The 26,620-nt window shown below is 70.9% G+C and carries 28 protein-coding genes and 2 pseudogenes; 14 read left to right on the forward strand and 16 right to left on the reverse strand.

Annotated elements, in window-relative coordinates; all coding sequences use genetic code 11:
* Window positions 1-4: 4 nt before the first annotated feature.
* Window positions 5-737, reverse strand: a pseudogene (locus ABFX55_RS46090) (enoyl-CoA hydratase family protein).
* A gap of 45 nt (window positions 738-782) precedes the next feature.
* Between ABFX55_RS46090 and ABFX55_RS46095 the strand changes: the two are divergent.
* The 6 genes from ABFX55_RS46095 (at window position 783) to ABFX55_RS46120 (ending at window position 4,724) form a co-directional block, all read left to right on the forward strand.
* On the forward strand, window positions 783-1,571 hold the full coding sequence (locus tag ABFX55_RS46095) for an SDR family oxidoreductase (RefSeq protein WP_346130176.1): 789 nt from the start codon (window positions 783-785) through the stop codon (window positions 1,569-1,571).
* A 19-nt stretch (window positions 1,572-1,590) separates the two neighbouring features.
* Entirely contained in the window at window positions 1,591-2,517 is a 927-nt protein-coding gene (locus tag ABFX55_RS46100; RefSeq protein ID WP_346130178.1) for an SDR family oxidoreductase, read from the forward strand.
* A gap of 156 nt (window positions 2,518-2,673) precedes the next feature.
* Entirely contained in the window at window positions 2,674-2,931 is a 258-nt protein-coding gene (locus ABFX55_RS46105; RefSeq protein ID WP_346130180.1) for a hypothetical protein, read from the forward strand.
* Window positions 2,932-3,018: 87 nt separating this feature from the next.
* Entirely contained in the window at window positions 3,019-3,279 is a 261-nt protein-coding gene (locus ABFX55_RS46110; protein WP_346130182.1) for a hypothetical protein, read from the forward strand.
* Window positions 3,280-3,357: 78 nt separating this feature from the next.
* The gene (locus ABFX55_RS46115) at window positions 3,358-4,173 is read left to right on the forward strand and encodes an ATP-grasp domain-containing protein (protein ID WP_346130183.1); all 816 of its coding nucleotides are present in this window, start codon (window positions 3,358-3,360) and stop codon (window positions 4,171-4,173) included.
* A 209-nt stretch (window positions 4,174-4,382) separates the two neighbouring features.
* Window positions 4,383-4,724: an RNHCP domain-containing protein gene (locus tag ABFX55_RS46120; RefSeq protein WP_246452283.1), complete on the forward strand. Its 342-nt coding sequence runs from the start codon at window positions 4,383-4,385 to the stop codon at window positions 4,722-4,724.
* A gap of 7 nt (window positions 4,725-4,731) precedes the next feature.
* Here ABFX55_RS46120 and ABFX55_RS46125 read toward each other — a convergent pair whose 3' ends face one another.
* The 7 genes and pseudogenes from ABFX55_RS46125 to ABFX55_RS46155 all read right to left on the reverse strand — a co-directional run bounded on the left by ABFX55_RS46125 (window position 4,732) and on the right by ABFX55_RS46155 (window position 10,708).
* Complete coding sequence (locus tag ABFX55_RS46125) at window positions 4,732-5,478, reverse strand: SDR family oxidoreductase (RefSeq protein ID WP_346130185.1); 747 nt, start codon at window positions 5,476-5,478, stop codon at window positions 4,732-4,734.
* A 51-nt stretch (window positions 5,479-5,529) separates the two neighbouring features.
* On the reverse strand, window positions 5,530-6,831 hold the full coding sequence (locus ABFX55_RS46130) for a DUF2252 domain-containing protein (protein WP_346130186.1): 1,302 nt from the start codon (window positions 6,829-6,831) through the stop codon (window positions 5,530-5,532).
* 34 nt (window positions 6,832-6,865) lie between these two features.
* Window positions 6,866-7,906, reverse strand: a complete 1,041-nt coding sequence (locus ABFX55_RS46135; RefSeq protein WP_346130188.1) for a hypothetical protein — start codon at window positions 7,904-7,906, stop codon at window positions 6,866-6,868.
* Window positions 7,903-8,259, reverse strand: coding sequence for a PadR family transcriptional regulator (locus tag ABFX55_RS46140; protein ID WP_246452284.1), 357 nt, complete (start codon window positions 8,257-8,259; stop codon window positions 7,903-7,905). The genes ABFX55_RS46135 and ABFX55_RS46140 overlap by 4 nt, the downstream gene beginning before the upstream one ends.
* 29 nt (window positions 8,260-8,288) lie before the next feature.
* Window positions 8,289-9,056 (reverse strand): annotated as a pseudogene (locus ABFX55_RS46145) (SDR family oxidoreductase); the annotation flags it as partial.
* 9 nt (window positions 9,057-9,065) lie between these two features.
* Window positions 9,066-10,187 (reverse strand): acyl-CoA dehydrogenase family protein, encoded by a 1,122-nt coding sequence (locus ABFX55_RS46150; protein WP_346130189.1) that lies wholly within the window; start codon window positions 10,185-10,187, stop codon window positions 9,066-9,068.
* Window positions 10,184-10,708, reverse strand: a complete 525-nt coding sequence (locus ABFX55_RS46155; protein ID WP_346131457.1) for a flavin reductase family protein — start codon at window positions 10,706-10,708, stop codon at window positions 10,184-10,186. The genes ABFX55_RS46150 and ABFX55_RS46155 overlap by 4 nt, the downstream gene beginning before the upstream one ends.
* A gap of 183 nt (window positions 10,709-10,891) precedes the next feature.
* Here ABFX55_RS46155 and ABFX55_RS46160 point away from each other — a divergent pair, with 183 nt between their 5' ends.
* Together ABFX55_RS46160 and ABFX55_RS46165 are read left to right on the forward strand one after the other, a co-directional pair.
* Window positions 10,892-12,019, forward strand: coding sequence for a thiolase C-terminal domain-containing protein (locus tag ABFX55_RS46160; RefSeq protein WP_346130191.1), 1,128 nt, complete (start codon window positions 10,892-10,894; stop codon window positions 12,017-12,019).
* Window positions 12,020-12,022: 3 nt separating this feature from the next.
* Window positions 12,023-12,391 carry a Zn-ribbon domain-containing OB-fold protein gene (locus ABFX55_RS46165; RefSeq protein ID WP_346130193.1) on the forward strand — a complete coding sequence of 123 codons (369 nt, stop codon included), beginning with the start codon at window positions 12,023-12,025 and terminating at the stop codon, window positions 12,389-12,391.
* Window positions 12,392-12,490: 99 nt separating this feature from the next.
* Here ABFX55_RS46165 and ABFX55_RS46170 read toward each other — a convergent pair whose 3' ends face one another.
* Window positions 12,491-12,796: a hypothetical protein gene (locus ABFX55_RS46170; RefSeq protein ID WP_346130194.1), complete on the reverse strand. Its 306-nt coding sequence runs from the start codon at window positions 12,794-12,796 to the stop codon at window positions 12,491-12,493.
* Between the two features lie 210 nt (window positions 12,797-13,006).
* Here ABFX55_RS46170 and ABFX55_RS46175 point away from each other — a divergent pair, with 210 nt between their 5' ends.
* The 3 genes from ABFX55_RS46175 (at window position 13,007) to ABFX55_RS46185 (ending at window position 15,246) form a co-directional block, all read left to right on the forward strand.
* On the forward strand, window positions 13,007-13,729 hold the full coding sequence (locus ABFX55_RS46175; protein WP_312895861.1) for a GntR family transcriptional regulator: 723 nt from the start codon (window positions 13,007-13,009) through the stop codon (window positions 13,727-13,729).
* A gap of 186 nt (window positions 13,730-13,915) precedes the next feature.
* The gene (locus ABFX55_RS46180; RefSeq protein ID WP_346130196.1) at window positions 13,916-14,494 is read left to right on the forward strand and encodes a GNAT family N-acetyltransferase; all 579 of its coding nucleotides are present in this window, start codon (window positions 13,916-13,918) and stop codon (window positions 14,492-14,494) included.
* A gap of 74 nt (window positions 14,495-14,568) precedes the next feature.
* Window positions 14,569-15,246: a copper homeostasis protein CutC gene (locus ABFX55_RS46185; protein ID WP_346130198.1), complete on the forward strand. Its 678-nt coding sequence runs from the start codon at window positions 14,569-14,571 to the stop codon at window positions 15,244-15,246.
* Window positions 15,247-15,252: 6 nt separating this feature from the next.
* Here ABFX55_RS46185 and ABFX55_RS46190 read toward each other — a convergent pair whose 3' ends face one another.
* The 6 genes from ABFX55_RS46190 to ABFX55_RS46215 are packed head-to-tail and all read right to left on the reverse strand — an operon-like array spanning window position 15,253 to window position 22,479.
* Window positions 15,253-16,398: a DUF6986 family protein gene (locus tag ABFX55_RS46190; protein ID WP_346130200.1), complete on the reverse strand. Its 1,146-nt coding sequence runs from the start codon at window positions 16,396-16,398 to the stop codon at window positions 15,253-15,255.
* A 32-nt stretch (window positions 16,399-16,430) separates the two neighbouring features.
* A complete protein-coding gene (locus tag ABFX55_RS46195; protein ID WP_346130202.1) occupies window positions 16,431-17,741 on the reverse strand; it encodes an FAD-dependent oxidoreductase in 1,311 nt (436 codons plus the stop codon).
* 21 nt (window positions 17,742-17,762) lie between these two features.
* Window positions 17,763-18,953: a class I adenylate-forming enzyme family protein gene (locus tag ABFX55_RS46200; RefSeq protein WP_346130203.1), complete on the reverse strand. Its 1,191-nt coding sequence runs from the start codon at window positions 18,951-18,953 to the stop codon at window positions 17,763-17,765.
* A gap of 32 nt (window positions 18,954-18,985) precedes the next feature.
* Window positions 18,986-20,446, reverse strand: coding sequence for an AMP-binding protein (locus ABFX55_RS46205; RefSeq protein WP_346130204.1), 1,461 nt, complete (start codon window positions 20,444-20,446; stop codon window positions 18,986-18,988).
* 9 nt (window positions 20,447-20,455) lie between these two features.
* Window positions 20,456-21,436, reverse strand: coding sequence for a phenylacetate--CoA ligase family protein (locus ABFX55_RS46210; protein WP_346130206.1), 981 nt, complete (start codon window positions 21,434-21,436; stop codon window positions 20,456-20,458).
* A complete protein-coding gene (locus ABFX55_RS46215; RefSeq protein ID WP_346130208.1) occupies window positions 21,433-22,479 on the reverse strand; it encodes an LLM class flavin-dependent oxidoreductase in 1,047 nt (348 codons plus the stop codon). The genes ABFX55_RS46210 and ABFX55_RS46215 overlap by 4 nt, the downstream gene beginning before the upstream one ends.
* Window positions 22,480-22,639: 160 nt before the next feature.
* Here ABFX55_RS46215 and ABFX55_RS46220 point away from each other — a divergent pair, with 160 nt between their 5' ends.
* Window positions 22,640-23,089 carry a hypothetical protein gene (locus tag ABFX55_RS46220; RefSeq protein ID WP_346130210.1) on the forward strand — a complete coding sequence of 150 codons (450 nt, stop codon included), beginning with the start codon at window positions 22,640-22,642 and terminating at the stop codon, window positions 23,087-23,089.
* Here the strand turns inward: ABFX55_RS46220 and ABFX55_RS46225 are convergent.
* The gene (locus tag ABFX55_RS46225) at window positions 23,086-24,006 is read right to left on the reverse strand and encodes an acyl-CoA dehydrogenase family protein (RefSeq protein WP_346130212.1); all 921 of its coding nucleotides are present in this window, start codon (window positions 24,004-24,006) and stop codon (window positions 23,086-23,088) included. The two genes, ABFX55_RS46220 and ABFX55_RS46225, sit on opposite strands and share 4 nt — an antisense overlap.
* Window positions 24,007-24,108: 102 nt before the next feature.
* Between ABFX55_RS46225 and ABFX55_RS46230 the strand changes: the two genes are divergently transcribed.
* Window positions 24,109-24,744, forward strand: a complete 636-nt coding sequence (locus tag ABFX55_RS46230; RefSeq protein ID WP_346130213.1) for a hypothetical protein — start codon at window positions 24,109-24,111, stop codon at window positions 24,742-24,744.
* Between the two features lie 57 nt (window positions 24,745-24,801).
* Window positions 24,802-26,541, forward strand: a complete 1,740-nt coding sequence (locus ABFX55_RS46235) for a proline--tRNA ligase (RefSeq protein ID WP_346130215.1) — start codon at window positions 24,802-24,804, stop codon at window positions 26,539-26,541.
* Window positions 26,542-26,620: the final 79 nt, after the last annotated feature.

Genomic DNA, 26,620 nt, shown 5'->3' on the forward strand with positions numbered 1-26,620 from the left:
TTGCTCACCCCAGGAACCTCTCCCTGTGCTCGTCGCCCGCGCCCACGAGGTTGAGCTCGAAGGTGAGGCCCTGCTCGAAGCGGTAGCTGCGCTTGACGTCCACGGGGTCGATGCCGTTGAGCGACTCCTTGGCGCGGCGGATCACGTAGGGGTCCTTCTCCGCGATGACCCGCGCGACGGCCAGCGCCGCCTCGCGGAGTTTGTCGCGCGGGGTCACCTCGAGCACCGAGCCGAAGGCGTGCAGTTCATGGGCGGTGACGTTCCTGCACGTGTAGACCATGGCGCGCATGAGGTGCTGCGGCACCAGCCTGGCCAGGTGCGTCGCCGCGCCCAGCGCGCCCCTGTCCACCTCGGGCAGCCCGAAGTAGGCGTCCTCGCTGGCGAGCACGATGTCGGCGTTGCCCGCCAGGCCGACCCCGCCGCCCAGGCAGAAGCCGTGCACCGCGGCCACCACGGGCACCTCGCAGTCGTAGACGGCGGCGAAGGCCCTGTAACAGCCCCTGTTCGCCTCGACCAGCGCGGTGTGGCCCTGTGTCGCCTGCATCTCCTTGATGTCGACGCCCGCGTTGAACCCGCGTCCCTCCGCCCGCAGCACCACGACTCTGGTCGCGGGGTCCTGCCCCGCCGTCTGTACGGCACGGGCCAGGTCGTTCCAGTCGCGCACGCGCAGGGCGTTGACCGGGGGGGACGTCGACGACCACCTCGGCGATCGGCCCGGAGTGCGTCGTGATGGCCATGGCGCTCCTGTCGGTACCTAACGCTTGCTTGGTACCGTAGCATCCGTGATCGCCTTCGACTACACCGGCAAGGTCGTCCTGGTGACGGGTGGGACCAAGGGGCTCGGCAGGGGGATCGCCCGCGCGTTCCTGTCCGCGGGGGCCACCGTGATCGTCTGCGCCCGTACCCCGCCCGACGCGCCCGTCACCGCCCCCCTTCATCCGCGGGCCCCGGCTCCCGCATCGGACGGCCGCACCGGCGTGGCCGGGTTCGTGCGGGCGGACGTGCGCGATCCCGAGGACCTCGAACGGCTCTTCGCGGGCCTGGACCGCCTCGACGTGGTGGTCAACAACGCGGGCGGCGCGCCGTACGCGATGGTCGCGGGGACCTCGCCCCGCCTGCACGCCCGCGTCATCGAGCTCAACCTCATCGCCCCGCTGCTGGTCGCCCAGCGCGCCCACCCGCTCCTGGCCGCCGCCCAGGGTGCGGTGATCATGATCGGCAGCACCAGCGGCACCCGCCCCTCTCCCGGCACCTCCGCGTACGGCGCGGCCAAGGCGGGCCTGCACCACCTGGCGGCCTGCCTGGCCGCCGAGTGGGCCCCCGACGTCAGGGTGAACACGGTCGTCGTCGGCCTGGCCGAGACGGAGAACGCGGCCGAGCACTACGGGGGCAGGTCGGAGCTGATGAGCGCGACCATTCCCGCAGGGCGGATGGCCGGGCCGTCCGACGTGGGTGAGGTCTGCCTGTGGCTGGCGGGCTCCGGCTACGTGACGGGCGCGCAGATCCTCGTGCACGGAGGCGGCGAGACCCCTGCCTGGAAGTGGGTCGCATCTGATGGAATCTCCCGATAACCAAGGCGCAGGAGGCCGTGTGACAAGGATCTGCGAAGGCCGGGTCGTGATCGTGACGGGCGCGGGCCGTGGCATCGGAAGAGAGCACGCGCTGGAGTTCGCCAGGCAGGGCGCCAAGGTGGTCGTCAACGACCTCGGCACCGGCCGCGACGGCGGAGGGCGCTCGGGCGCGCCCGCGCTCGCCGTGGTCGAGGAGATCCAGGCGCTCGGCGGGTACGCGGTGGCCAACTGCGACGACGTGGCCGACTGGGACGGCGCCGCGAGGCTGGTGAAGATGGCCGTCAGCGCCTACGGCAGGCTCGACGTCCTGGTCAACAACGCCGGCTTCCTGCGCGACAGGATGCTCGTCTCGATGACCGAGCACGAGTGGGACGAGGTCATCAGGGTCCACCTGAAGGGCCACTTCCTGCCGTTACGCCACGCCGCCGCCCACTGGCGCGAGCGCTCCAAGGCAGGGGAGCGGGTCGAGGCGAGAGTGGTCAACACCTCCTCGGGCGCGGGCCTGCTCGGCAGCGTCGGCCAGGGCAACTACTCGGCGGCCAAGGGCGGCATCGCCACGCTCACCCAGGTCGCCGCCGCGGAGCTGGCGCGCTACGGCGTGACGGTCAACGCGATCGCCCCCGCCGCCAGGACCCGGATGACCGAGGAGGTGTTCGCGGGCGAGATGGGCAGACCCGAGACCGGCTTCGACCCCATGGACCCCGCCAACGTGGCCCCGCTGGTCGCCTGGCTCGGCTCGACGGAGTCCGGGCACGTGACGGGAAGGGTCTTCGAGGTGGAGGGCGGCAGGATCTCCCTCGCCACGGGCTGGGCCCACGGTCCCGGCGTCGACCGCGGCGCCCGCTGGGACGCCGCCGAGGTGGGCGAAGCGGTGTCGAGACTCATGGCGGAGGCTCCTGACCCCGAGCCGGTGTACGGAGCGTCAGGAGGGCTCGGCGCAGAATAATCTTCTGATTACTCAGTGCTACCCTTTCTCTACCCTCGGTTATATGCTCGCTTTGGCTTTGACCCCACCGGGTCAAGCGGAGTCAAAAGGGCAGTCGCGCGCCAGGGGCCCCATGCGCGCTTCTGCCCGCGACGCCACACTGGCGAAGGAGCTGAAGTGATCAAGAAGCTGTGCGCGACCGGTGCCGTACTGGCAGCGGCCACGGGCGTCACCCTGGTGGCGACCCCGGCACACGCCGACGACTGGACCAGCAACTGGAGCCGTAACATCGGCTCCTCGCAGTCCGGCAACAACTTCGGGAACGTGGCCGCCGTCAACCGCGGCGCCAGCGGTTCCACCAACGTCAACAACATCAACGGCATCGCGACGACTGCTTCCGACAGCAGCATCTCGGTGACCTACATCTTCTACTAAGCCGCCACGCCTTCCCCATACCTTCCCCGCCCGCCGGCTCTGCCGTGCGGGAACGTTCCAAAACCCGTGATCTGGAAGGAAGTCGAGATGCTCAAGAAGCTCTGCGTCACCGGAATCGTCGTCGCCGCCGCCGGCGCCACCCTCATGAGCGCTCCCGCGAGTGCCGACACCGACACGCGCAACGCGAGCCGCAACAGCGAGGCGTCGCAGTCCGGCAACAACTTCGGCAACGTGTTCGCCGGCAACGTGGGCACGAGCCGTTCGACCAACGTCAACAACATCAACGGCAACGCCGTCACCGGCACCAACGGGAGCTGGGTCGGCGTCAGGGTCGCGATTGACGACTGACCGATCCCGATGAGCGTGCGAGCCGGGTCGTCACAGGCCCGGCTCGCGCCGTTTGTCCGGCCCCGTACCATCCGTTGAGTGACTATCTGTGCATACGTAACCTTTGATGACCCTGATGGCAACGACGACGAGCGGGAGCTCGTCCTCGCCTCCTGGCGGGAGGCGGGCATCGAGGGCAGGGCGGTCAGGTGGGACGACCCCGAGGCCGACTGGAGCGCGTTCGACGCGGCCGTGGTCCGCTCGGTGTGGGACTACGTCGAGAGGCGGGCGGAGTTCGTCGCCTGGGCCCACCGCGCCGGTAGCGTGACGAAGCTGCTCAACCCGGCGGCGGTGATCGAGGCCAACACCGACAAGACCTACCTGCGTGACATGGGCGTGCCGATCGTGCCGACCCACTGGTCCTCGGGCGACTTTCCTCAGTGGGACGAGTACGTCGTCAAGCCCGCGATCTCTGCCAGCGCCAAGGGCACGATCAGGACCACCGACAGGGCCGCCGCGAAGGCGCATGCCGCGCAGCTCGAGGCCGAGGGTCGCACGCCGATGATCCAGCCATACCTCGACATGGTGGAGGCCGAGGGCGAGACCTCGCTGCTCTACTTCAACCGCGTCCTCAGCCACGCCGTACGGCGCAACCCCATGCTCGCTCCCGGGCAGACCCAGGCCGACCTCGCCCGCGCCGAACTGCGCACACCCGCTCCCGACCAGCTCGAACTGGCCGAGAAGGTGCTCGCCGAGGTGCCGGGCGACCTGCTCTACGCCAGGGTGGACCTGGTCAGGCTCGCCGACGGCAGGCCCGTGCTGATCGAGCTGGAGCTGACCGAGCCCTACCTGTTCCTGAGCCACAGCGAAGCCGCGGTGGGCAACCTGACCAGGGCACTGGGCGAGCTCCTCTGAGAAAACCCGTTGCGGTAGACGGGCTCCGGTTGGTTGACTGCGGGCGAGCCTTCAAAGGGGGGATGTTGATGACCGCGCGCCACGAGGTCGCCGTCACGCGCCCTCGAGCGGAATCGCGCCCCCGCCGGAGCATCCGGCGGGGCTGAGTCCGCCTGGCGTGGTGACGGCACACGCGGTCCCGTCCGTCATCGCCCGAAGGTGTTACTCCGTTGCCTCGTCAGAGCTCGTTCCGCTGTGTCAACTGCCGCCTCGACGTCTCCATGGACGCTCCAGGCACCCGCCACCGCAACCACTGCCCGACCTGCCTGTGGTCGCGCCATGTCGACCGCACGCCGGGCGACCGCGCCGCTGACTGCTCCGCGGGGATGGCCCCGATCGCCATCCACGTACGGCAGGGCGGCGAATGGCAGCTCATCCATCGCTGCACCTTCTGCGGCGAGCTGGACGCCAACCGCATCGCCGGTGACGACAACCCGCTCACCCTGATGCGCCTGGCGGTCGCCCCGCTCGCCCAGCCGCCCTTCCCCCTCGACTGGTTCGCCAGCCTGTGAGAGCCGTTCAGGCGGTGATCCCGCCGTCGACGGGGATCACCGTGCCCGTCAGGTAGGCGCCCGCCCGCGAGGACAGGAAGATCGCCGCCCCGGCCATGTCGTCGGGGCGGCCGATCCTGCCGAGCGGCACGCCCCCCGCGACCAGCTCGCGGGTGGCGGGGTCGTCCAGCGCGAAGGCCATCATCTTCGACTCGAACGGCCCTGGCGCGATCGCGTTGACCGTGATGTGCTCGGGCGCGAGCTGCCTGGCCAGGTGCCTGGTCAGCATGTGCACCCCGGCTTTGGTCGCCGAGTAGGCGTAGCTCTCCAGCGCGGGCACCCTGATCCCGTCCACGGAGCCGATGTTGATCACTCTGGCGGGATCGTCAGGGGTGGCCGCGGCGCGCAGGCGGGGGAGCAGGCGCTGCGTCAGGTGGAACACGCCCTTCACGTTGATGCCCCACAGCTTGTCGAAGGCGTGCTCGGGATACTCCTCCAGCGGCGCGCCCCAGGTCGCGCCCGCGTTGTTGACCAGCACGTGCACGGGCCCCTCGACCGCCTCGGCCAGCGCGCCGACGCCCTCGGGCGTCGACAGGTCGGCGGGCACGGCGGTGCAGCCGAGCTCGGCTGCGGCCTTGTCGACCTCGGCCGTCTTGCGTGCGGAGATGTAGACCGTGGCGCCCGCGGCGACGAACCCGGCCGCGATCATTCGCCCGATGCCCCTGGAGCCGCCGGTGACGACGACCGTCTTGCCTTCCACGGAGAACAGAGTCATGTTCTGGGAGCATGCCATACCGACCGGTCGGTTGCCAGAGTTGGGCGTTCGTCAGAGCCCGGGGATGCGGCCGTTCCTGAACAGGTCGACGAAGGTCTGGTGATCCTGGCGGGCCTGCGCGCCGTACTGGTGGGCGAAGTCCACCAGCATCCCGACGAAGCCCCGCCTGTCGCCGTCGACGACCGCCACGATCGCCTCCTCGGTCGAGAAGTCGACCAGGTCGTGGCTGGACTCGTCGTCGGCCACCGAGTGCATGCGGGCCACCGCCCTTCCGAGGTCCAGCATGATCGAGCGCAGCTCGCCTGGCTCGTTGACGTCCTCCCAGTCCAGGTCGGCGGAGTACGGCGAGACCTCCGCCACCAGCTGCCCCACCCCTTCGAGCGTCGTGTAGCCGAGCCACGGATCGGCGTAGGCCTGCAGGGCCCGCTGCGACTCGGCCGTCCTGTGGCCCTGGTGCCTGAAGTAGGCCGCCACCCTGGCGTCGTCGATGTGCCTGGCCACGGCGGGCACCTGGGCCTGCTTCATGTAGAGGATGACGTCGTTCTCCAGCGCCTGCGAGCGTCCCTCCAGGAGCAGGTTGTAGGAGGGCAGCCCCGCCGAGCCGATGCCCACTCCCTTGCGCAGCGCCACGTCCTTGATGAGGTGCCCCATGGGATCGGCTTCCCCCGGCAGCGTGCCGAGGTAGTCCTCGAAGGCGTCGAGCACCGCGGCGCGCGTCCTGGCCGAGACCGGCTCGCGTCCGTCCATGAACGCGAACCGCCGGTCGTAGTCGTCGATCACGGTCTCGACGTCGAGCATGGCCACGCGGGTGTTGAGCCTGGCCGTCTGCAGCACCCTGTGCAGCACGCCCGAGGTGGTGGCCAGCGTCAGCGAGCCGATCGCGTCGTCGCCGCCCTTCGCGATACCCGTCAGCTCGGTCAGGTAGGCGTCGCCGAAGTCGGTCACGAGGCGGGTGATCGCCTCGTCCGAGAGCGCCTTGCCGTAGCCGATCAGCGCCACGCTGGCGGCGAAGCGCTTGAGGTCCCAGGTGTAGGGGCCGACGTAGGCCTCGTCGAAGTCGTTGACGTTGAAGACCAGGACGCCCGAGGCGTTCATGTAGGTGCCGAAGTTCTCCGCGTGCAGGTCGCCGTGGATCCACACCCTGCTGGTCGGCCCGTCGAGGAAGGAGTCGTCGGCGTGGTCGCCGGTCAGGTCGGCGTAGAAGACGGCGGCGCTGCCCCGGTAGAAGGCGAAGGCCGAGCCCGCCATCTTCCTGAACTTGCGCTGGAAGGAGAGCGGGTCGCGCTCGATCGAGGGGCCGAACTCGGTCAGCAGGACATCGAGCAGGTGGGACGCGCGGCTCTGTGACGCCATACCTCGCACAGTAGGCCGCGCGTCCCCGCTCTGACTAGGCGGAACGTCCCTGACCGACCCCGGGGACGCCCTCGACGCGCGGGAGGGCGTGCATGGCCGCGACGGTGAGCGCCACGGCCAGGACGGCGAGCGCGGCGGCCTGGGCGAGCATGGTGAGGGCCATCGCCTGGACTCCGTCTCCTTGGGCGCCGAGGTAGTGGAAGGGAGCCCTCAGCGCGATCATCGGCACCGCGGCGATGGCCAGGGCCAGCAGGAGGGAGGGGTTGGCGCGCCTGGTCAGGCACACCGTCCCCGCCACCAGGAGCGCGGCGGTGGCCACGCCCTGCGGGTCCAGCCAGGGGGCCAGCCATCCCACACCCTCGAAGGGTGAGTCCGCCACGCGCGGCCCGATGGTCAGGGCGAACGCCTCGTAGAGCACGGCCACCCCCAGGGGAGCCGCGGTCAGCGGGGCGGAGGGCCGCACCGGCGGCGCGTCCGCGTGGTAGGCGGACAGCAGGGCCACGACGGGCAGGGCGGTGGCGAACAGGAACGCGAGGAGGCCCCAGCCGAGGGTCTCGGGCGTCATCACGCCGAGGACGGCGTACATGAGCACCGAGGCGGCAAGGCCCGTCACCGCGAGCACCTTGGCGGGCCGCACCCTGGCGAGCGCGAGCATGGCGAACGCCGCCGCCCACACCAGGCCCTGCGCGATCCACAGGAGAGCCCATGCCCACTGCTCGCCGGTGACGAGGTACTCGTCGGGCGCCGCGCGGACCAGGCCGAAGAGGACGAGCTCCGCGGCCACATTGTCCCACGCCAGCGCGGCGAGGTAACCGAGCCCGAGCAGCGCGAACAGTCGGACGGCGTCGCCCGTCGCCCTGGCGCGGGGCGGGGCGCCGAGGCCGCCGATCCTGGTCCTGACCGCCAGCCCGGCGACGGAGGCGACCTCCGGCAGACCGGGCCTGAGGTTGTCCTCGTCGCGGACGTCTCCAGCGGCGTCGAGGAAGGCGTCGACCATCTCCTCCTCGCGCTCTGCCCTGTAGGAGGCGGGCAGCATGCGCAGGACGAAGCGGTAGCGCTGTTCGAGCAGGCTCATGCGGCGCCTCCGGCGATCGAGGGGCGGACGGCGACGGCGCCCCTGCGGGCGCTCAGTCGTTCGGTGGCGGTCTGCAGGGTTCCCGCCAGCCTGGACACCTCCGACTGCAGGGCGTGCTCGCCCGAGTCGGTGAGGCGGTAGTAGCGGCGCAGCCGGCCCGACTGCACCTCCTCACGGTCGAGTTCGACGAGGCCTTCGGCGGCCAGCCGGTCGAGGACGCCGTAGAGAGTGCCGATCTTCAGTTGCACCTTGCCCTCGGACAGCCGCTCGACCTCCTGGACGATGCCGTAGCCGTGGCGCGGCTCGTCCACCAGGGCGGTCAGAGCCAAGAACATGGGCTCCGTCATATTCATGGCTCCACTATACCCTGCCGAACAAGATATCAGGCGCGCTGGCTCGAAACGGAGACGACCTCTCCCGTCATGTAGCCCGAGTAGTCGCCGGCCAGGAAGACGATCACGTTGGCCACCTCCCACGGCTCCGCCGCCCTGCCGAACGCCTCCCTGGCCGTCAGGTCGTCCAGCACCTCCTCGGTGGTGACCTTGGCGAGGAACGGGTGCATGGCCAGCGAGGGCGCGACCGCGTTGATCCTGATCCCGTGCTCGGCCGCCTCCAGTGCGGCGCACCTCGTCAGCGCCATGACCCCTGCCTTGGCCGCCGCGTAGTGCGACTGGCCGCGCTGGGCCCGCCAGCCGGCCACCGAGGCGTTGTTCACGATCACGCCGGAGCGCTGCGGCACCATGTGCCGCAGCGCCGCACGGGTGCAGCGCATCGTGCCGGTCAGCGTCACGTCGAGCACGGCGTGCCACTGCTCGTCGGTCATCTCGCTCAGCTCGGCGGTGCCGCCGAGGCCCGCGTTGTTGACCAGCACGTCGAGGCGTCCGTGGGTTTCGAGCACCGCGTCGAACAGCGCGCGCACCTGCGCCTCGGAGGTGACGTCGCACGGTACGGCCAGCGGCTTGACCCCCGTCAGCTCGGCCAGCGCCTCCGCCGCCTCCGCCAGGCGGCGTTCGTGCCGGTCGGAGACGACGATCGTCGCGCCCTCCTCCGCGCAGCGTCTGGCGGTCGCGTAGCCGATGCCGGTGCCCGCCGCGGCCGTCACGAGCGTGACGCGGCCGTCGAGCAGGCCGTGCGAGCGAGGGTAGGGGGGGCTGCGGGCTCATCGGGGCTCCGTCCTCGGCTCTTTCGGCAGTCCGAGCGCGCGCTCGGCGATGATGTTGAGCTGGATCTCGCTCGAGCCCGCGTAGATGGTGTCGGCGCGGCTGAACAGGTAGAGCCGCTGCAGGTCGTTGAGCTCGCCGACCAGGCCCTCCTTGCCGAGCACGTCCTGGGCCAGCTCGCCGAGGCGCTGGTGCCATCGCGACCAGTAGAGCTTGGCGATCGTCGGCTCGGTGTCGGGCCGCAGCGCGTTGAGCCGCATGATCCGCAGCTCCAGCCACGAGCGGGCCAGGCCGTCCCTGACCAGCGGGTCGTCGAGGGCGCCCGTCCTCCTCGCGGCCTCGATCACCTTCGTGAGCTCACGCTGGAAGCCGAGCTGCTGGCCGAGGGTGGAGACGCCCCGCTCGTAGCCGAGCGTGGCCATCGCCACCCGCCAGCCCTCGCCCTGCGCGCCGAGGATGTTGCCCGCGGCGGTCCTCGCGCCGTCGAAGAAGACCTCGTTGAACTCCGAGGTACCGGTGAGCTGCCTGATCGGGCGCACCTCGACGCCCGCCTGGCGCATCGGGACCAGCAGGTACGACAGGCCGTGGTGCCGCCTCGAGCCCGGCTCGGTACGGCACAGCACGAAGCACCAGTCGGCCACGTGCGCCAGCGACGTCCATACCTTCTGTCCCGTGACCACCCACTCGCCGCCTTCGAGCACCGCCCTGGTCTGGACGCCTGCCAGGTCCGAGCCCGCCTCCGGCTCGGAGTAGCCCTGGCACCACAGTTCGTCGCCGCGCTGGATCGGCGGAAGGAAGCGGTCCTTCTGCGCCTGGGTGCCGAAGTCCAGGATGGTCGGGCCGATCAGCCCCTCGCCGATGTGGCCGACGCGAGCAGGGGCGTCCGCCCTGGCGTACTCCTCGTGGAAGGCGATCTGCTCCTCAAGGGAGGCGGCGCGGCCGCCGTACTCCTTGGGCCAGCCGAGGCAGGTCCAGCCCGCCCCGCCGAGATGGCGCTCCCACGCGTGCCGTACGGCGTGCCCCTCGTGCTCGCGGCCGGGGCCGCCGAGCCCCCTGGCGTGCGCGAACTCACCGGCCAGCGCCGACTCCAGCCAGGCCCTCGCCTCCTGCCTGAGCGTCATGAGGTGAAGCGCCCGTAACCGCCGCGGTAGAACACCAGCGGGCTGCCGTCGGCGTTCGCGTCGAGCTGGTGGACCCTGGCGACGACGATCACGTGGTCGCCGGCCGGGTGCTCGGCCTCGATCGAGCACTCGAGCCAGGCCAGCGCGCCCTCCAGCAGCGGGTTGCCGCCGGGGGAGCGGGTCCATGACAGCCCCGCGAACTTGTCGCCCCCCTTGGCCGCCAGCTGCGCGCACACCGGCTGCTGGTGCTCGGCCAGCACGTTGACCGTCACCGTCTTGGCCGCTCGAAGCCTCGGCCAGCTGGTGCTGGTGTGGGCCACGCAGAAGGCGACCAGTGGCGGGTCGAGGGAGACCGAGGTGAAGGAGTTGGCGGCGAGGCCCGCGGGCTCGCCCGTGTCGGGGTCGAGAGCCGTGATGGCCACCACGCCGGTGGCGAACCTGCTCAGCACCGACCTGAAACGCCGCCCGTCCAGATGGCCGTTCCCCTGCATCGCGGCTCCGTTGACGGTGTGGTGCGGCATGACAGGCAGCCTGTCGTCACAGCTGTCCACCGCGATCAGCCGGGCGGCGTGTGTGCTCATGGGCGCCTCCTGTCCACCACTGTAGATTACCAAGCGCTTGCTTGGCACGGTAGGTGTCTTCTCGAGAAGGCACGTTGACAGTCGCGTGGAGGCCCGCATAGCGTCAGGGTTGTGGCCAAGCGCTTGCTTGAATTCCGGAACGACACCGCTCTCGTGGGCATCGGCTACACACCCTTCTCCAAGGACTCGGGCGTCAGCACGCTCACCCTCGCCTGCAGGGCGGTCATGAGCGCTCTCGACGACGCCGGACTCACCCCCGACGACGTGGACGGCATCGCCACCCACAGGGTCGGCGACTCGGCGGCGCCCTCGCTGGTCGGCCCCGCGCTCGGGATCCACGCGCCCACCTGGCACCTGGACCAGTTCGGCGGAGGCAGCGTCTCGCACGCGATCGTCGGGCAGGCGGCGCTGGCGGTGGCGGCGGGGATCGCGGACGTGGTCGTGTGCTACCGGGCGATCAACGCGCGCTCGGAGTTCCGCATGGGCACCGCGCCGAACCCGAGCCCGGAGACGCAGTACCTCGCCCCGTACGGCTACGGCGCGCCCGTGCAGCAGTTCGCGATGTACGCGCGCACACACATGCTGAAATATGGCACGAAGGCGGAGGATTTCGGGCGGGTGGCGATCAGGCAGCGCGCCTATGCGGCGAGCAATCCCCGCGCGCTGATGCGCGAGCCGATCACCATGGACGACTATCTCGCCAGCCGTCCGATCGCCGAGCCGCTGCGCCTGCTCGACTGCTGCCTCGAGACCGACGGCGCGTGCGCGGTCGTGGTGACCACCGCCGAGCGCGCGCGAGACCTGCGCCGCCCTCCCGTCCTCGTCTCGGGAGCGGCATGGGGCGGCGGCGACTCCTTCCTGGCGCCTGGCGAGCCCACCGTCACCGCGGCCGCCGCGCTCGCCCCGCGCCTGTACGGCATGGCGGGCGTGGGCCCCACGGACATCGACGTCGCCGAGCTGTACGACTGCTTCACCTACTCGGTGATCGTCCAGCTGGAGGACTACGGCTTCTGCGCCAAGGGGGAGGGCGGCCCCTTCGCGGCCTCGGGAGAGGGCCCGCCGGTCAACACGCACGGCGGATTCCTGTCGGAGGGGTACGTCCACGGGCTCAACCACGTCGCGGAGGCGGTCTCGCAGCTGCGCGGCGACGCGGGTGAACGGCAGGTCGCCGGGGCGGAGGTGGCGCTGTCCACCGCCCAGCCCGGCCACATCCTGCCTGCCACGTCGGCGCTGATCCTGCGGAGGGGGTGAGCCGTGGACAGGGACTCGGCCGAGTGGTGGGAGCTGGCGGCCAAGGGGGTGCTCGCCGTGCAGCGGTGCGACGCGTGCGGGCTGACGCGCTTCCCCGCGCGGGCGTTCTGCGCCGCCTGCCGTACCGAGGGCTGGTCATGGGCGCGGCTCGCGCCGCTGGGTGTGGTGGAGAGCTGGATCGTCGGCCGCTGGCGCGCGCCCGAGCCGTTCACCGTGGTGAGGGTGCGGCCCGCGGAGGCGCGGGGGTGCGTGATGTACGGGACCTGGCGAGGGGAGCGGGAGCCCCGCCAGGGGGAGCGGGTGGTCGCCGTCTTCACCGAGCGGCCGTCGATCGAGTGGCGCCCCGAGGACCCCGGCGGCCACGCCACCTGACTCGAAGGGGAGAGCGCGCCCTGGCGGGCGTGGGGGACCCGCCAGGACGCGCCTCCGTACCGTGCGCGTCGACCCAGGACCCCGGCGAGGGATGGGGTCCTAGGCCGAGTGCTCGCGCACGGAGTCAGTGAGGGTGTGACCGTCTGCAGTTGGATGCCGATAGCGCTCGGCGATGCGGTGCGCCGCGCCTACCGGGTCGTCGATCGGGTGGGTGACGGGAGATCCATCCTCATTCCAGATGAATGATCCGTCTTTGCACCACACGGTCACCTCGGTCAGTACGGAAAGCACGGACATGCCATTCCCATTGCTCTGGTAGGTGTGGGTGAACCCCTCGCGGTGCAACGCGTAACGCAGTAAACGTGTTGCCTCGCGGGGATCGTGCCAGGGCAGGTAGCTTCGCAAGCTCGCTTGCTTCGCATACGGCGTGCCCGCGTGGACCGGCGACACCGGCAGTCACCCCCTCGCCCGACCTTTCGATGGATTTGTACCAACGAATGGATGATGGGGCTGTCAAGGCCGTGCGGTCAAGGGGTTGTAGCTAGCCAGAACCAGATCGTCTAAATTGTTGGAACAAAAGGGGTGAAAGTGGCACGGTCGTCGCTGTATCAGCAGGTGGCTTCGGATCTGCGAAGGGCCATCTACTCCGGCGACCTCGGCCCTGGGGCGCAATTGCCCACAGAAGCGACTTTGCAGGACAAGTACGGCGTAAGTCGCAATACCGTCAGACTTGCCTTGGGTGAGCTGGTGAACGAGGGCCTCGTCACACGTGCTCCCCGGCGCGGCACGATCGTGCGCGACCGCAGGCCCCTGCTGATGTACCCGCAGCGGGAACTCGCCCCGCAGCCGACAGGCGAAGTGCGCGAGGCCTTCGCCTACGCCGTCTCCCAGGAGGGACGCGAGCCCAGCCAGCTGATCGAGGTGCAGATCGTCAGCCCGGTCGAGGAGATCGCCAGCCGGCTGGAGCTCGGCGACGCCGACCTGGCCGTCGTGAGGCGGCGGCTGAGGTTCGTCGACGGGCAGCCCTACAACACCAACGACTCCTACTTCCCGAGAGACCTCGTCCGCGGCTCGGAGATCGAGCGGCCAGGGGACATCGCCCGAGGGGCGAACAGGGTGCTCGAAGAGCTCGGCCACGGGCAGGTGCGCGTGGTCGACGACATCATGGCGCGGATGCCGAACCAGTCCGAGGCCGAGCGCCTCCAACTGGAGCTCGGGACCCCGGTCGTGGTGTACATCAGGGTCGGCTACGACAGCGGCGACACGCCCGTGCGCGTGGCGGTGTCGGTGCTCCCTGCCGACAAGCACTTGATCCGTTACGAGCTCGCTCTCCGCTAGGAGCGGCTCGCTTGGGGGTGATCCCTGCCACGGGGCGCGGATCGTTCTGCCGCGCTGGGCACTAGGGACTCGTGCATACTCCCCCAAATTGCATTCTTCCTAGAAATATCGCCACGAAAGCCGTGCGCCACCGGATGGACACGCTCCGTGTTCACTCAGTCACCCATCGGAACGAAGGGTAGAACCATGCACTCCAACACCCTGCTTCACCCGCTGACCCTCCGGCGTGCCGTACCCGCCGACCTCTCAGGGGTCCTCTCCCTCCTCGCCGACACCTCCGAATGGCTGCACCGGCAGGGCGTGCGGCAGTGGCCGCGCGGCGGCTTCGGTCCCGAGCGCATCGAACCGCTGATCGAGGAGCAGGTCCTCTACGTGCTGGAAGGCGACTTCGGCACGACCGTCGCGACCATCGCGCTCGACGGCCACGCCGACGCGGAGTTCTGGACCCCCGCCGACGAGCCGGGCTCGGCCCTGTACGTCCACAAGCTCGCCGTCTCCCGCGCCGCCTCGGGCACGGGGCTCGGTGACGCGCTGCTGGACTGGGCGGGCGCGAGCGTCGCGGCCTCCGGGCTCGACTGGCTCAGGCTCGACTGCTCCAAGGACAACGCGCGCCTGCAGCACTACTACCGGCGCCGCGGATTCCGCCACCTTCGCACCGTCGACCTGCCGCACCGGGCATCGGGCGCGCTGTTCCAGCGTCCGGCGATGGTGCGCACCAGCACGGCGGACGGACTCTTCCGGACACGGGATCTTGTCAATGCCTGACATGGTTTGTCAGAAATAACCCCTACCCTCCTCTCTGCCGGGAGGAGGGTGAAATAGGCTATAACCTCTGGTTCATGACCGGATCCTTGCTCGAGGTGATCGCGCTCGACGTGCGCGACGCCGTGGCCGCAGAACAGGGTGGCGCCGACCGCCTGGAGGTCGTCGCCGACATGGCGGCCGACGGGCTCAGCCCCGCCGCGGAGACGGTCGCCGCGATCGCCAGGGAGTGCCCGCTTCCGCAGATGGTGATGCTGCGCACCGAGGCGAACTTCGGCGCCGACTCGCTGGACAAGCTGAGCTCGCTGGTGAAGGAGCTGGCCGACGCGGGGGCGGCAGGATTCGTGTTCGGCTTCCTCGATGCCAAGAGGGCCGTGGACCTGGCCGCCACCGAGGCGCTCATCCACGCGGTCTCGCCGCTGCCGTGGACCTTTCACAGGGCCGTCGACCACGCCGCCGACACCCAGGCCTCCTGGCGGGCGGTGCGGCTGCTGCCCAACCTGGCCACCGTCCTGACCTCGGGCTCGCCCAACGGCGTCACCGACGGCCTGCCCGTGCTCAAGGCCCGTGCCGAGGCGGGCGACGCGGGGCTGATCCTCGCCGGCGGCGGCCTGAAGCTGCGCCACATCCCGACCCTGCTCGACTACGGCGTGCGCGCCTTCCACGTCGGCAGCGCGGTGCGCGACTCGTGGACCTCTCCCATCGAGGCCCGCCTGGTCTCGCAGTGGCGCGCCCTGATCGACCGCGACCTCTGACGCGGGTCAGCCGAGTGCGGAGTCGGCGCGGCGGAGTGCGGCGACGAGAGTCTTGATCGTCGCCGGCTCGTCCATCACGCCGCCGCCGGCCTCGCGGCTGTCCTCCCACGCCCGCACCCTGGCCGCGTAGGAGTCGTAGCGCTCCAGGTGGAAGGCGTAGACGGTGGCGAAGCGGGAGACCAGGTGCGAGGGGTGCATGTCCCAGCCCTGGTAGAAGCCGTGCGAGAGCGAGTGCCGCACCAGCTCCGCGTGCCTGCGCCACAGCGCGTGGACGTCCTGCGTGGACGGCGAGGCGGGCGAGGCGGCGAGCGAGCCGTCGGACAGCTCCACGCCCGTCCCCGCGAAGGCGGCCTGCATGACATGGCGGGCGTGGTCGCAGGCCGGGTGGTCGAGCCGCTGCTCGTGCGGGGGCAGGCCGATCGCGGCGGTGTAGTCGAAGACGCCGAAATGGGCGGCGGCGAGCCGTCCGCCCAGCGACTCGGCCAGGTCGGAGCGCAGGAACAGCACGGTCTGCGGCGCCTCGACCTGGATCTCGAACCGCAGCGGGGCCGGCAGGCCGAGCGCGCTGTCGAGCTCGGCCAGGACCTGCGCGAACTGCCCCAGATACTCCTCCATGAGCACCTTGGGAAAGGTGACCGTGAAACCGGGCGGCAGCGAGCCCGTCCTGGCGACCAGCTCGACGAGGAAGAGCTCGAGGGTGCGGACGGAACGGGCGGGGTCGCCGTCGGCGAACGACTTGATCCGCAGCCCCCACCGGCGGGGCAGCCTCCCTTCGGCGTGCAGGTCGGCGAGCGCCGAGGCCGCCGCCACCGCGTCGCCGTCCTCGGCGCCGGGGCGCACGCCGTACCCGTCCTCGAAGTCGACGCGCAGGTCCTCGACGGGCTCGGCGGCCAGCTTCGCGGCGACCCGCGTGTGCACGCCCGCCGCCAGGCCGGAAGGGACGCCGAACACCTCCGCCAGGGCGTCGGCGTCGGGCAGGTGCGTCTTCATCAGGTCGAGGGCCTGGCCGCCCCATGTCGAGGGCGTCGAGGAGGAGAACCTGTCGGCCGGCACGTAGACCGTGTGGACGGGCTGCCAGGCCGGCTCCCGCACGGGGTAGCGGGCCTGCTGGATCCTGTGGACGTCCTCGAAACCGCCGACGGTGATGCGCATCGTCACACGCTATCGAGGGGTGCAGGTCACGGTCACGGCGGTGCCGGGGTGACGCGGCCGCAGGCGGCCAGCATCGCCTCGAGCCCGACCAGCTTGACCCTCTCGCCCCTGCCGAGCGTGCGGGCGAGCGAGGCCTCCGCCTGCTCGATCGCCATCCAGTCCTCGTAGGTGACGGGCCTGACGCCACGCGCGGACAGCAGCTCGTCGATCGAGGCCACGCGGCCGTGCGGGTCGTCGGCGAGCAGCGTGCGGACCGTCTCGGCGGCGTCGGACTTGTTGGTGCCGATCACGCCGGTCGGCCCGCGCTTGAGCCAGCCCGCCACGTACTCGCGGTCGCGAACCCTCCCCTCGACGTTCGGCACGGTCATCGTCTCGCTGGAGAACGGCACGCCGGGCAGCGCCACGCTCTGGTAGCCGACCGAGCGCAGCACCATCCCGACGGGCAGCGTCTCGAACTCGCCCGTGCCCACGACCCTGCCGTCCTCCGACAGCCTGGTGCGCTCCAGCCGCAGCCCCTCCACACCGGTGGTGCCGAGGATCTCCACGGGGCGCAGCCAGAACCGCACGTCCAGCCTGCGCGGACGGCCGACCGGCTCACGCTCCGACCACGACCTCAGCACGTCGATGTTGCCCTTGACCTGCCTGGGGAAGTCGCCGCCCAGCACCACCGCCTCGTCGGGCCGCACGCACACGTCGGCGTTTGCCAGCTCGCCGAGCTCGCGCAGCTCCTTCAGCGTGAACTTGGCGTGCTCGGGACCGCGCCTGCCGATCATGTGGATCGCCTTGACCTGGCTGTCTGCCAGTCTGGCCAGCACGTCGTCAGGCACGTCCGTGGAGCTCAGCTCCTCGGCGGTCTTGGCGAGCACCCGCACCACGTCGACCGCCACGTTGCCGACGCCGATCACCGCGACCTCGGGGCTGTCGAGGGTGAACCTGTCGGGCGAGACGTCGGGGTGGCCGCAGTACCAGTTCACGAAGTCCGTCGCGGCGACGCTGCCCACCAGGTCCTCGCCGGGGATGCCCATCCTCCTGTCGACCATCGCGCCCGTGCAGTAGACGACGGCGTCGTAACAGGCCAGCAGGTCGTCGACGGACACCTCCGAGCCGAGCGTCACGCCGCCGAGAAAGCGCACCTGCGGCAGCTCCAGCACCCGCTGGAGGTAGTTGGCGATCGACTTGATCGAGGTGTGGTCGGGCGCCACCCCGTACCGCACCAGCCCGTACGGCGTGGGCAGCCGTTCGAGCACGTCCACCTCGACGGGCCCTGCCGACTGCTTCACCAGTGCCTCGGCCGTGTAGATACCGGCGGGACCCGATCCGACGACTGCCACGCGCAATGACACGCTGCCTCCTCGGGGGCGACGCTATGTCCGTGATTGTGTACCCACTAGGTGCAGGCGGCCAAGGTCGTCGAGGAAACCCGTGTCGCCCGTCCTGACGAAACCGTCTCTCGCGAACACTCGTGCGTCGCCGTCTCCGACGTACCCGCTCATGACCGCGTGAGACCTGAGGAGCACCTCCCCTTCCCCGCCCGCCGGCAGCGGGCGCCCTGCCTCGTCGCGGACGGACAGGTCCACGCCCGCGCGCGGCCTGCCGACGGTGTGCTCGGCGGCTTCCGGCGGATCGTCGGGGCGGGTGCCGAGGCCGAGACCCGCCTCCGTGCACAGGTAGCGGTTGCAGACGGGCGCGCCGAAGCGCTCCCTGAGCCGTCTGATCAGGCCGGGGGCGGCGGGCCCTCCGCTGGAGAGCACCAGCTCGACCGAGGGCGGCTCGCCTCCTGGCTCCAGCAGGGCGGCCAGCTGCTCGGGCGTGCCCTGCAGGACGCGCAGCCGCTTCTCGCACACCAGCCGCAGCGCCGACTCGGGGTCCCAGCGCGGCAGCAGGTAGGTGGTCCTGCCGGTCTGCAGGATCACCGGCAGCCTGGTGGCGAAGGCCATGTGGCTCATCGGGTGCGACAGCAGCCGCGCGTCGCCCTTGCCCCACCTGACGCCGGCCCCGTGCGCCCTGATGGCCTCCAGCTGCCTTTCGCCGAAGAGCACCGCCTTGGGCGGGCCCGTCCTGCCGGAGGTGTGGGTGATCACGACGGGCCGCCCAGGATCGGGAGGCAGCGGAGGAGGAGGGGGCTCGTTCCTGGCGAGGGAGCCCAGCCAGGAGGCGGGAGGGGGCACGCCGAGCGCGTCCGTGGTCATCCGCAGCGACGCAGGCAGGGTGACGACCTCGCGGCCGGGCAGCGAGGGGAGCAGGCGCGGGGCGGTGACGACGAGAGCGGGATCGAGCCTGGTCAGCAGGCCGAGCCTGGCCGGGTGCCGCGCGTCGATCCCCGCCGTCACGGCGCCGATCTTGGCCGCGGCGAGGTAGCAGACGACGAACTCGGGGCCGTCGGGCAGGACGAGGGCGACCACGTCGCCGACGCGCACGCCGCGATGGGCCAGCCCCGCGGCCACCCGGTCGGACAGGTGGTCGAGATCGGTGAACGACAGGCGGGAGGTGCCGGACTCGACCGCAGCGCGCGCCCCGAACCTGCGTGCGGCCTCTCCGGCCAGCAGGCGCAACATGGCTGGCTCCTGACGAAAGGCGCACTGTCTGTCTACCCGCCCCGCGCGGCCTCACGCAGGGCGTTCTTGTCGAGCTTGCCGTTGGCGTTCAGGGGGAGCTCCTCGACCACGCGCACGCGCAGCGGCACCTTGTAGTCGGACATGTTCGCCTTCGCCCACGCGCGCAGGCCCTCCTCGGTGACCTCGGCGCCCGCTCTCGGCACCACGAAGGCCCAGCCCGCCTCGCCCGAGCGCGCGTCGGGCATCCCTATCACCGCCGCCTGCGCCAGCGACCCCTCCCTGAGCAGCAGCGACTCGACCTCCGCGGGGGCGACGTTGAAGCCGTTGACGATGAACAGCTCCTTCTTCCTGTCGACGACGGACAGGTTGCCTGCCAGGTCGAGCAGGCCGATGTCGCCGGTGTGCAGCCAGCCGTCGTCGTCGATCACCTCGGCGGTCATGGCGGGCTCGCCCCAGTAGCCGCGCATGACGCCGTAGCCGCGCTGGAGGATCTCGCCCCTCTCGCCCCTGGGCACCTCCTTGCCCGCCGCGTCGACGATCTTGACCTCGATGCCGGGCACGGGACGTCCCGCCGAACCCGCGATCACCTCGACCGGATCTTCCGCCCTGGTCATCGAGACGACGGTGCCCTCCATGAGGCCGTAGGCGTTGATCATGCGCTCCAGCCCCACCCGTTCGACCAGCCGGGTGACGAGCGAGGCGGGCACCGCCGCCGCCCCGCAGATGGCGACCCTGAGCGAGGAGACGTCTCGCGGACGCCTGTCGAGCTCGTCGAGGAGGCGGACGAAGAGGGTGGGCGGCCCCGCCAGGATGGTGATCCCGCCGTTCTCGATGAGGTCCATGAGGCCGTCGGGGGAGAAGGAGGCGACGGGCATCATCGTCGCGCCGCGCAACACACAGGCCAGCAGCCCCGCGTTCAGCCCGAAGCCGTGGGCGAAGGGTGCGATCACCGGGTACCTGTCGCCTTCGCGCAGGGTGACGATCTCCGCCCAGTCCCCGTAGCCCCGCAGGATCTGGGCATGGTCGAGCATGACGCCCTTGGGGATGCCCGTCGTGCCGGAGGTCGACATGATCTCGCACATGTCCTCGCCCCGTACGGCCAGCGCCCTCTCCTCGGCCTCCTCGACGCTCGCCAGCGCGTGCCGTACGCCCTCGAAGGGCCGGACGGAGGGCAGGCGCCGCTCGCTGACCAGCAGGCGGGCGCCCGTCCTGCCGGCCAGGTCGGCGGCCTCGAGCTCCTTGGCGCGGGCGGAGATCGGCACGAGCACCGCGCCCGCGTCCCAGACCCCGAAGGCGTTGACCACCCAGGACAGGTCGTTGGGGCCCCAGATCGCGACCCTGTCGCCCGGACGGACGCCCTGCGCGATGAGCGCCCGCGCCACCGTCTGGGCCCGCTCCCGCAGGGAGGCCAGGTCGAAGTCGAGGGTGACGGCGGCGCGCGGAAGGCGCTCGGCCTGGTCCCGCAGCATCCGGGGGATCGTTTCCCACTGCATGACGGGCTCCTAGACGAGAGCGCGGTCCCTGCCGAGGTGGTGGCCGCGATGGTCGGTGACGACGCCGGGGGTGGAGCTCTCCGCGGCGTCGGGGGAGATCTCCACGGCGATCGAGATCGGCGTGAGCGCGGCGAGCGCCTGCTGGATGCGCGATCTCCACATCGGGTTCTTGACCAGGCTCTGCCTGGCGAAGGTCACGGTGAGCGCGGCGGCGTCGAGCGTGCCCTGCCTGCTGATCGCCAGCTCCCACCCCGAGACGCCGTCGATCTTCGACAGCGCCTTCTCCATCCTGGGCAGCGAGAGCCACACCCCGCGCACCAGCACGTGCTCGCCGACGGTGTGCGCGAGCCGGCCTTCGACCGTGACCTGCCCCGTGCGCAGGACGGCGTCGCCGTACGGGATGACCAGCTCGCCGCGCCCTTCGTCGATCATGGTGTCCTTGCCGATGGAGGCCAGCCCGAGCACGCCCTCGGCCAGCGGCGTCAGCGGCTCGCTCTCGGCCGGCCTCCACGCCAGCGCGCCGCCCGAGAACGGGCTGGAGTAGACCTCGGTGACCCGCGCCTCGAACTCCGAGGCCAGGTGGCCGAGGGTTCTCCTCGAGGCGATCTCGCCGGTCAGCACGATGTGCCGCAGGCCGAGGTCGAGAGGGTCGAGCAGGAACTCCAGGTGCAGCCTCGCCAGGAAGTCCATGGCGCCCGTGGGGGTGGCGACCAGCGTCGTGGCGCCCATCTCCTGGAGCGCGTGGTGGAGGCGCATCCTGCCGCGCGGCCCGACCGACGCGGCGGCCTCGGCCACGGACGCGGCGGCCGTCGCCCACAGCCCGCCGACGGGCTCGGCCAGCGCCACCACCACCCTGTCGCCCTCGCCGACGCCCGCCTGCCGCAGCGCCTCGGCGGTCAGCTCGGGACGCAGGGGCAGGCCGCCCGTGAGGTTGAGCAGCCCGGTGGCGCTCCTGGTCGTCAGATCGTCGCGGGTCAGCCACCGGGTCACTGCATCACCTCGGTCATGAAGAGGTTCATGGAGTCGCAGACCAGGTCGTGGGCGAGCCCGCCCACCTGGCACTGCAGGATCAGGTCCGTCGCGCCTGCCTCGGTGATGCGGGCCACCGCCTTGCGCGAGCCCTCCACGTCGTCCACGACGACCATCAGGTGCTCGCGCAGCGTGGCCATGGCCTCCTCCGGAGGCATCCCCGCGGCGAGCTGGCCGAGCACGCGGTGGGTGGCGTGGCGGGCGTCGTAGTAGTCGGGCGGGGTGACCAGGTTGACCTGGCGGCGGATGTACCAGAGGACCGCGTCGGCGGCCTCGTCCCTGGCCTGCCCGACGTACCAGGGGATCATCAGCGCGACGCGGCGGGTGGCGGGGTCGAAGCCGTTGTCGGCCAGGCACTGCTTGTAGCTGGCGATGTCCTCGGCCACGTCGTCGACGCCCTTCAGCATGGTCATGCCGAGCAGGTTGTAGCCGTGCCTGGCGGCGGCCAGGTACCCCTCGAGAGAGGTCGAGGCGACCCAGACGGGTGGGTGCGGCACCTGCGTGGGACGCGGGTAGACGGCCACGTCGGGGATCTCGAAGAACTCGTTCGACCTGCTGACCGGCTCGCCGTCGGCCCGCCAGATCTCCAGCGTCGCCTCCAGGCTGTCCTCCCAGATCTGGCGCGACTTCTCGAACGGCCGCTGGAAGGCCTGGTACTCCAGGGGTGAGGCGCCGCGTCCGGTGCCGAACTCCACCCTGCCGCCGCTCAGCACGTCGAGGGTGGCCACCCGCTCGGCCGTCCTGATCGGGGACTGGAAGGGCAGCAGCACCACGCCAAGACCCAGGTGGATGCGGCTGGTGCGCTGGGAGATCGCTGCCAGGACGAGGTCGGGTGCCGAGGAGTGGGAGAAGCCGCGGGTGAAGTGGTGCTCCACGAACCACGCGGTGTCGAAGCCCAGCCGGTCGCCGAGGACGACCTGGTCGATCACGTTCTGGAACGCCTGCCGTTCGACCTCGCGGGTCCTGCCGCGGACCTCCAGCTCGTATCCCAGGCTGATCCGCATCCACGCCTCCCGTTGATAAACCAAGCGCTCGCTTGGTTGAGCGTATCAGGCCATACGGACTTGCGGGAAGGGCGCGGGGAGATCAGAGTGAGTGTCCGTGAGCGCGGAGAAGCGGCGAAAGCAGGGGCTGAGGCGGCCGAAAGATGGCACGCTCGCAGACATGAGATTGCGTCGCGCCAGGGAGGCTCAGGACGAGCCGGTACCGGCCAGCGCCCGCAGGTTCGAGGCGTTCGGCAGGGTGATGGCCGCGCTGGCGAGCGAGGCGGAGTTCATCGAGTCCTGCCGCGACCTCACCTGGTGGCGAGGGGCCGACCACAGCTGGCACATCTCGTGGCGCGACGGGCCCTACGCCTCCGAGGTGGTCACGCTGCTGGCCAGGCAGGTGCGCGAGCCGGGTCTCGACGCGGGCCTGGTCAGCGTCGCAGGGCCGTGCAGCCCCTCCTCCGCGGTGCTCGACGTGATGGGGGTGCGCTTCGAGCTGCTGGCCATCGACCCGATGGGAAGGGCCAGGGTCGGCACGAGACCAGGCTTCTGGCGCCTGGCCGAGGCGCTCGACACCACGCGCCGCACCAACGCCAGGCAGCCGTGGGAGGAACTGCTCGGCGGTTAGCCGATCTCCAGGCGCGCCCTGTGTGAGCGGGGCGGGCCGAACAGCCGCGCGTCCGAGGTGGCCCGCTTGAAGTAGCGGTGCGCCTCGTGCTCCCAGGTGATGCCGATGCCGCCGTGGACCTGGATGCTGTCGCCCGCCGCCTTCAGATAGGCCTCGCCGCAGTAGGAGCCGGCGATCGCCGCCGCCTGCGCCGAGGGGTCGCCGACCGCTCCCCACACCGCCGACCTGGCCGACTCCACCACCAGCAGCAGCTCGGCCAGCCTGTGCTTGATCGCCTGAAAGGAGCCGATCGGCCTGCCGAACTGGTGGCGCAGCCTGGCGTGGGCGGTGGCCGCCTCCAGGCACCTGGCCGCGCCGCCCACCTGCTCGGCGGCCAGCGCGATCACCGCCAGGTCGCGGACCCGCTCCCACGCGGCGCCGTCCCCCGCGGGCCGCGCCACGGCCCCGTCGAAACTCAGCGCGGTGAGCGGACGGCTGGCGTCCATCGTCTCGTACGGCACGCGCGCCGAAGGCTCGGCCGCGACCAGTGACCCGCCGACGTAGAGGAGGACCGCCTCGGCGTCCAGCACATAGGGGGCCGAGCCGGTCAGGCGGTCGCCGTCCAGGACGCAGGAGTGCTCGCCCGGCAGGACGACGGTCGCGGTGAGCGCGCCCTCGGCGATGGCCCCGAGCAGTTCGGGGTCGTCGGTCGCGGCCGTGGCCATGACGGCGGTCTGGAGAAAGGGGTGAGGGGACAGCGCCCTGCCGATCTCCTCGGCCACGACGGCCAGTTCGGAAAGGCCGCAGCCGGCTCCGCCGTATCTCTCGTCGACCGCCAGGCCCGCGACTCCGAGTTCTCCGGAGAAACGCGCCCATGACGCGGCCGGATGGGCGGCGAGAAAGGACCTCACGACGGTCCGCAGCTCGGAGAGGCTCACGACCGACGATGCTAACCAAGCGATTGCTCAACTAGCCAGCCTGACTGGGGGTTGACCGAAATTTACTTTTCCTGTATGTGCACATAGTCTGATTAGCGAACTATGGAGAAGATTGCTATCGAGTATGCCGATTTCGCCGAATACGATCGGCGACAGCGCGGCATCCAACGTCACGTGCTGGCCGCCTTCCTCGGGGGACTGGTCGTCGGCCTCGTCGGTGTGGTTGTGTCCGAACTCGCCACGGACTTCCACTACGACCCCTACATCTACCTCGCGCTGGCCGTGGCCGTTGGCGCGACGGCGTCGGGCCTCGGCTGGGCGCTGCTGACCACCTTCCTCGCCTCCGCCTCCACCGTGGTGGCCGCCATGGGCGGCAGCGCGCTGCGCGGCGACCTGAACTTCGAGGCCATCGGCGGCACCAGCTCGGGGTTGAACCTGGTCGTCGGCCAGCTCGTCGCCCTCGGACTGCTGGCCTACGTCAGCCGAAGGAGCGACGGCTGGGGCGATCTGGGCGCGGGCGTCGTCTCGGGCCTGCTGCTCGCCGACGTCATCGACAGGGCCACCCCCGGCGGCATCGACTGGGAACCCGCCTTCTGGCCGGTCCCCGCCGTCGCCGTCACCGTCCTCTCCGTCCTCGTGATCTTTCTCCTCAGGCGGGCCACGGCGGGCAGGGTCAGGGCCGCCGCCGTCGCGGCCGTGGTCGCGGGGCTGCTCACGCTCGCGCTCCACGCCCTGTGACCGGGGAAAGTCGGTAGCCTGTATGTCCTCACATCCGGGCCCTAACTAGGAGTAGCCGTGTTGCTGCGCATGTCGTCGTTGTTGCTTCGCACCCTGCGGGACGACCCGGCAGACGCGGAAGTCCCGAGCCACAAGCTCCTGGTCCGCGCCGGCTACGTCCGCCGCGTCGCGCCCGGTATCTACTCATGGCTGCCGCTGGGCAAGATCGCCCTCGAGAACGTCACCCGCGTCGTGCGCGAGGAGATGAACAGGATGGGCGGCCAGGAGGTGCTCTTCCCCGCCCTGCTGCCCCGCGAGTACTACGAGACCACGGGCCGCTGGACCGAGTACGGCGACAACATCTTCCGCCTCAAGGACCGCAAGGGCGGCGACTACCTGCTCGGCCCCACCCACGAGGAGCTGTTCGCCGACATGGTGAAGGGTGAGTTCTCCTCCTACAAGGACTACCCCGTCACGCTCTACCAGATCCAGAACAAGTACCGTGACGAGGCGCGGCCCAGGGCGGGCATCCTGCGCGGCCGCGAGTTCCTGATGAAGGACTCCTACTCCTTCGACCTCGACGACGACGGTCTCAAGCGCTCCTACGAGCAGCACCGCGAGGCCTACATCAGGACCTTCGACAGGCTGGGCCTCAGCTACAAGATCTGCTTCGCCACCTCGGGCGCCATGGGTGGCTCGGCCTCGGAGGAGTTCCTCGCGCCCACGCCCACCGGCGAGGACGCCTTCGTCAACTGCCACCACTGCGGCTACGCGGCCAACGCCGAGGCCGTCGTCACCCCCGCGCCCGCCGCCCGCCCGCTGGAGGGGCTCGCGGCGCAGCGGGTGCTCGACACCCCCGACACCCCGACCATCGAGTCGCTGGTGTCGCTGGTCAACGCCGAGTACGGCCTGAACATCACCGCCGCCGACACCCTCAAGAACGTCGTGGTCAAGGTCACCACCCCCGGCTCCGACAAGGAGGAGACGCTGGTCATCGGCGTCCCCGGCGACCGCGAGGTCGACTTCAAGCGCCTCGAGGCCGCTCTGGCGCCCGGCGAGCCCGCCATCTTCGAGGACTTCCACAAGCACCCCGGCCTGGTGCGCGGCTACATCGGCCCGCAGGTGCTGAAGGACCTCGGCATCCGCTACCTCGTCGACCCCCGCGTCTCCACCGGCACCTCATGGGTGACCGGCGCCAACGAGAAGGGCAAGCACGCCGTCGACGTCGTCGCCGGCCGTGACTTCGTGCCCGACGGCACGATCGAGGCCGCCGAGGTGCGCGCGGGCGACGCCTGCCCCCGCTGCGGCAACGAGCTGTCCATCGACAGGGGCATCGAGATCGGCCACATCTTCCAGCTCGGCCGCAAGTACGCCGACGCCGCCGGGCTCGACGCCCTCGGCCCCGACGGCAAGCCGATCAGGATCACGATGGGCTCCTACGGCATCGGCGTCTCCAGGGCGCTCGCGGTGATCGCCGAGCAGAAGTACGACGCGCTCGGGCTCGTGTGGCCGCGCGAGGTGGCCCCCGCCGACGTGCACATCGTCGGCACCGGCAAGGAGAACCAGGTCGAGGTGGCCGTCCAGCTCGCCGAGGAGCTCGAGTCGCGGGGGCTTCGCGTCCTGGTCGACGACCGCCCCTCGGTCTCGCCCGGCGTGAAGTTCAAGGACGCCGAGCTGCTGGGCATGCCCACCATCGTGGTGATCGGCCGAGGCCTCGGCCAGGGCGTCATCGAGCTGCGCGACCGCGCGACGGGCGTCAAGGAGGAGATCCCGCTCGCCGAGGCCGCCGAGCGCGTGCTCGCCGCCTGCCGCGACTGACCCTGCGCCAGGGGGGCGGAGGCTGACCCGCCGTCCCCCCTGGCCGTACGGCGAAAGCCGTTACATCGCCCGCTCGCGG

The organism is Nonomuraea roseola (genome assembly GCF_039535395.1).
GTDB classification, from domain to species: domain Bacteria; phylum Actinomycetota; class Actinomycetes; order Streptosporangiales; family Streptosporangiaceae; genus Nonomuraea; species Nonomuraea roseola.